Annotated in this window: 3 protein-coding genes; all 3 read left to right on the forward strand. The window is 69.9% G+C overall.

Translation table 11 applies throughout. The features are described 5' to 3' along the window. Nucleotides 1-157: 157 nt before the first annotated feature. The 3 genes from K9U41_RS21795 to K9U41_RS21805 all read left to right on the forward strand — a co-directional run bounded on the left by K9U41_RS21795 (nt 158) and on the right by K9U41_RS21805 (nt 4794). Nucleotides 158-1039 (forward strand): branched-chain amino acid ABC transporter permease, encoded by an 882-nt coding sequence (locus tag K9U41_RS21795; protein ID WP_282642939.1) that lies wholly within the window; start codon nt 158-160, stop codon nt 1037-1039. 73 nt (nt 1040-1112) lie between these two features. After that, nucleotides 1113-3638, forward strand: a complete 2526-nt coding sequence (locus K9U41_RS21800; RefSeq protein ID WP_282642940.1) for a branched-chain amino acid ABC transporter ATP-binding protein/permease — start codon at nt 1113-1115, stop codon at nt 3636-3638. Between the two features lie 208 nt (nt 3639-3846). Further along, entirely contained in the window at nt 3847-4794 is a 948-nt protein-coding gene (locus tag K9U41_RS21805) for a 3-hydroxyacyl-CoA dehydrogenase (protein WP_282642941.1), read from the forward strand. Nucleotides 4795-4855 lie beyond the last annotated feature (61 nt).

The raw sequence follows: 4855 nt of genomic DNA on the forward strand, positions 1-4855 counted from the left end.
GGAGGGGGCCCGCGCGCAGCGCGGGTTGGCGGCGCCGCTATTGCGGGCGCCGCGCAGGCTGAGACGCCGCCGCCTCCCGACCCTCCCCCGCAAGCGGGAGAGGGCTTTCGCCGGTCGCTGAAGATGCACCGTCCGCCTCAGGTGGAGTAAACGCCCCATGCCCCTCGAACTTGTCTTCCTGATCGAGCAGTTGCTCAACGGCCTGCTGGTGGGCGTCGCCTACCTGCTCATCGCGCTTGGCCTCTCGCTCATCTTCTCGCTGGGCGGCATCGTGAACCTCGCCCATGGCGGCTTCTATGCCATCGGCGCCTATATCGGCGTGGAGATCGGCAACCGCTTCGGCTTTCCCGCCGCCTTCGTGGCGGCGCCGTTGTCGGTGGCGGTGATCGGCATGGTCATCGAGCGCCTGCTGTTCTCGCGCTTCTACCGGGCCGATCCGATCCTCTCGCTGCTGCTCACCTTCGGCCTTGCCATGGTGATCGAGCAGGCGCTGCGCATGACCTTCGGGGCGACGCCCATCCCCTTCGCCATTCCGGACTTCCTGAAGGGCCAGATCTTCGTCGGCGATTTCATCTATTCGCGCTACCGCCTCGCCATCCTCGCCGTCGCCGCCGCCGCCGTGCTCGGCCTGTGGCTGCTGCTGCAGCGCACCGCCTTCGGGCGCGTGGTGCGGGCCGGCGTGCAGAACCCGGACATGGTGGGCGCGCTCGGCATCTCGCTCAAACCCTATCTCACGGCGGTGGCGGCCATCGGCATCGGCCTTGCGGGGCTTGCCGGCATCATGCTGGCGCCCATCTCCGGCGTGCATCCGGCCATGGGCGCGGAAATCCTCACCGCCGCTTTCGTGGTGGTGGTCATCGGCGGGCTCGGCTCGTTCTGGGGGGTGGTGCTGGCGGGGCTGCTGGTGGGGCTGGTGCGCGGGCTCACGGTGTATTTCGTGCCGCCGGCGGCCGAGGCCTCCATGTATCTGCTGATGCTCATGGTGCTGCTGCTGAGGCCGCGCGGCCTGTTCGGCGAGCGCATCCTGCGGTTCGAGTGAGGCGGCCATGCTCCAGCACCCCACCTCCTCCCTTCGCCCCGATCTGTCCGCCCATACGGGCAAAGGAGGCGCCATGCTCGCGCGCAACGCCAATCTGCTGGTCGCCGCGGCAAGCCTCATCGTGCTGCCGTCGGTGCTGTCCGCCATCGGCCTGACGCTGACCTCCGCCAGCGACGTGGTGCTCCTCGCCATGGCCTGCATGGCGCTGAACCTGCTCGTCGGCTACACCGGCCTCGTCTCCTTCGGCCACGGCGCGTGGTTCGGCCTCGGCGCCTATGCGGCGGCCCTGCTCCAGCATCACCTTCTGCCGGGATGGGGCGTGGTGCTGGCACTGCCGGCGGCGCTGCTGGTGGCGCTCGCCGCCATTCCCATCGGCTTCGTGGTGCTGCGCCGGCGCGGCGTCTATTTCTCGCTGCTGACGCTGGCCTTCACCGCGCTGCTGTTTTCCATCGCCTTCCGCTGGACCGACGTGACCGGCGGCGAGAACGGCATCGGCGGGGTGCGGCGGGGCACGCTGTTCGGCTTCGACCTGGAGACGGGGCCGGCCTTCTACGTGGTCGTCGCGGTGGTGATGTTCGTCGTGGTGTTCAAGTTGCAGCGCTTCGTGCGCTCGCCCATGGGCTCGGTGCTGGTGGCGATCCGCGAGAACGAACAGCGCGCGCGCTTCATCGGCTACGACACGCGGGCCTACAAGATCGCCTGCTTCACCCTCTCGGCGGGGGTCGCGGCGCTGGCCGGCGCGCTCATGACCTTCAACCATCGCTTCGCCTCGGCGGACCCCATCGCGGTGGCATTCTCCGGCGAGCTTCTGGCCATGGTGGTCATCGGCGGCATGCGCAGCTTCCTCGGGCCGGCGCTGGGCGCGCTGTTCTTCGTGCTGTTCCGCGAATTCCTGTCCATGTGGACGCCGAACTGGCTGTTCTACTTCGGCCTGCTGTTCATGGCCTTCATCGTGTTCTCGCCCACCGGCCTCGTGGGGGTGGCGGGTCGCCTGGTCGCCCCCCTGCGCAAAAAGAGCGAGGAAGCCGCCGCCATGGGCCAGCGCACCGGGGCGCAGGTGGGTGCCCTGCCTGCCGGCCTCACCGCCCGCCCGCGCTGGGACCGGCCGGAGCCGGTGCTGGAGGCCAAGGGCCTGGTCCGCAGCTTCGGCGGCATCAAGGCGGTGCGCGAGGGCGCGGTGGCAGTGAAGGACCGCACGCTCCACGCCCTCATCGGGCCGAACGGCGCGGGCAAGACCACGGCGTTCAACCTCATCTCCGGCATGTTCGCCCCGCAGGCAGGCGAGATCCGCCTCGCCGGCGAGCGCATCGACGGGCTGCCGCCCAACGCCGTGTGCATGAAGGGCCTGTCGCGCTCGTTCCAGATCACCAATCTCTTCCCCACGCTGAGCGTGGAGGAAAACCTGCGCCTCGGCGTGCAGGCCACCCACAAGAGCCGGCTCGATCCCTGGCGGGACGCCGCGGCCATTCCCGAGATCGCTGCCGAGACCCGGGAGATGATGGATTTCCTCGGCGTCGCCGGCATGGAGAAGGCGGAGGCCGGCGCCCTCTCCTACGGCGGCCAGCGGCTGCTCGACATGGGGCTCGCCCTCACCTCCCGCCCGCGGGTGCTGCTGCTGGACGAGCCTTTGGCCGGCCTTGCCGCCGCCGAACGCACGCGGGTGTCCAACCTCATCAAGCAGATCTCTGCGCAAGTGCCGGTGCTGCTGGTGGAGCACGACATCGACCGGGTGTTCGAGCTGGCGGATGCCGTCACCGTCATGGCCGATGGCGCCGTGCTGGTGGACGGCACGGTGGAGGACGCGCGGTCCAACAAGAAGGTGCAGGAGGTCTATATCGGCTCGGGCTCGGCGGCGCTGGCGTCGCGGGACCTTCAGTCCGCCGCCACCGACACGCCCATGCTCACGCTATCCAAGGTGGATGCCTTCTACGGCAAGAGCCGCATCCTCACCGACGTGTCGCTGGAGGCCAAGGAGGGCGAGATCCTCGCCCTGCTCGGCCGCAACGGCGCCGGCAAGTCCACCCTGCTCAAGACCATCACCGGCATCGTGAAGCCGGCCGCCGGCTCCATCGTGCTGGCGGGGGATGAGCTGGCCGGGCTGTCCTCGGCCACCATCGCCCGGCGCGGCGTCGGCTACGTGCCGCAGGGCCGCGCCCTGTTCCATGGCATGAGCGTGCGCCACAACCTGGAACTCGGCCGGCTGAAGCGCATCACCGGGGCGGGCAGGCACTTTTCCGAAGAAGAGGTGCTGGAGCTGTTCCCCCGCCTCAAGGTGCGCCTCGACACGGCGGCGGACCTGCTCTCCGGCGGCGAGCAGCAGATGGTGGCGGTGGCCCGCGCCCTCATGGGCGACACCCGCGTGCTGCTGCTGGACGAGCCGTTCGAGGGCCTGTCCCCGGCGGTGACGGAAGAGCTGTTCGATGCGTTCGACCGGCTGCGCCGGAGCCTGACCCTCGTCATCGTCGATCACCATCTCGACGTGGTGCTGAACCTCGCCGACCGGGCCGTGGTGCTGGAGCGCGGGCAGGTGATGCACGAAGGCCCCGCCCGGCCGCTGGCCCGCGACCTCGATTTGAGGCGGCAGGTGCTGTGGCTGTGAGGGACGGGCACATCGTGCCCCGGCCGACTGCAGCGTCCGCGGAAGGAGAGCCGGGGCCCAGCGCAAGGAACCGCCGAAGGCGGCTCCCGCGAAGCCGGCGGCGGGCATCGCCGGCTTCGCCGACCTTTTCCCCTGGGCCCCGGATCGGCGCTCCACCTGCGGTGTCGCGGGTCCGGGGCACGGGCTCTTTCGACCTGAAGAGGCTTCCATGACCAAGATCGCCATCATCGGCTCCGGCTTCATCGGCCGCGCCTGGGCCATCACCTTTGCCCGCGCCGGGTTCGACGTGGCGCTGGCCGACCACGCGCAGGGCGCCCCCGAGGCGGCGCTGGCCTATATCGAGGGCGTGCTGCCGGACCTCGCCGACAACGACCTGCTGAACGGCGCCTCCCCGCAGGCCGTGCGGGCGCGGCTGTCGGCCACCACCTCCTACGCGCAGGCGCTGGATGGCGCCGCCCATGCCCAGGAGAACGCGCCGGAAGACCTCGCCATCAAGAAGTACCTCTATGAGGAACTCGACTCCCTCGCCGGCCCCGACACGGTGCTCGCCTCCTCCACCTCGGCGCTCCTGCCGTCTTTGTTCTCCAAGCATCTGAAGGGCCGGGAGCGGGTGTGCGTGTGCCATCCCATCAACCCGCCCTATCTCATCCCCGCGGTGGAGGTGGTGCCCGCGCCCTGGACCAGCGCCGACGCCATGACCCGCGCGGCGGACCTCATGCGTGCGGCGGGCCAGTCGCCCATCGTGATGAAGAAGGAGCTGGACGGCTTCGTCATGAACCGCATGCAGGGGGCATTGCTGGAAGAGGCGTTCCGCCTGGTGGCGGACGGCTATGCCAGCGTCGAGGACGTGGACATTGGCATCCGCGAGGGCCTGGCACTGCGCTGGTCCTTCATGGGGCCGTTCGAGACCATCGACCTCAATGCGCCGGGCGGCGTCGCCGACTATGTGGCGCGCTACCAGCAGATCTACGAGCGCATCTCGCCCGACCAGTGGCGCCGCGTGGACTGGGCCGGGCCGGTGCTGGAAACCGTGCTGGCCGAGCGCCGCGCCCGCCTGCCCGAAGAGGGGCTGGCCGAGCGGCAAGTGTGGCGCGACCGGCGCCTGATGGCCCTCGCCGCCCACAAGCGCAAGGCCGCCAAGGATATCGGCGCCTGACCGGCGCTCCCATTTTACCTCATTTCCACAGAGGCTTGAACACCATGGCCCAGACCACGCC

The organism is Xanthobacter autotrophicus (genome assembly GCF_029991245.1).
GTDB classification, from domain to species: Bacteria; Pseudomonadota; Alphaproteobacteria; order Rhizobiales; family Xanthobacteraceae; genus Xanthobacter; species Xanthobacter autotrophicus_C.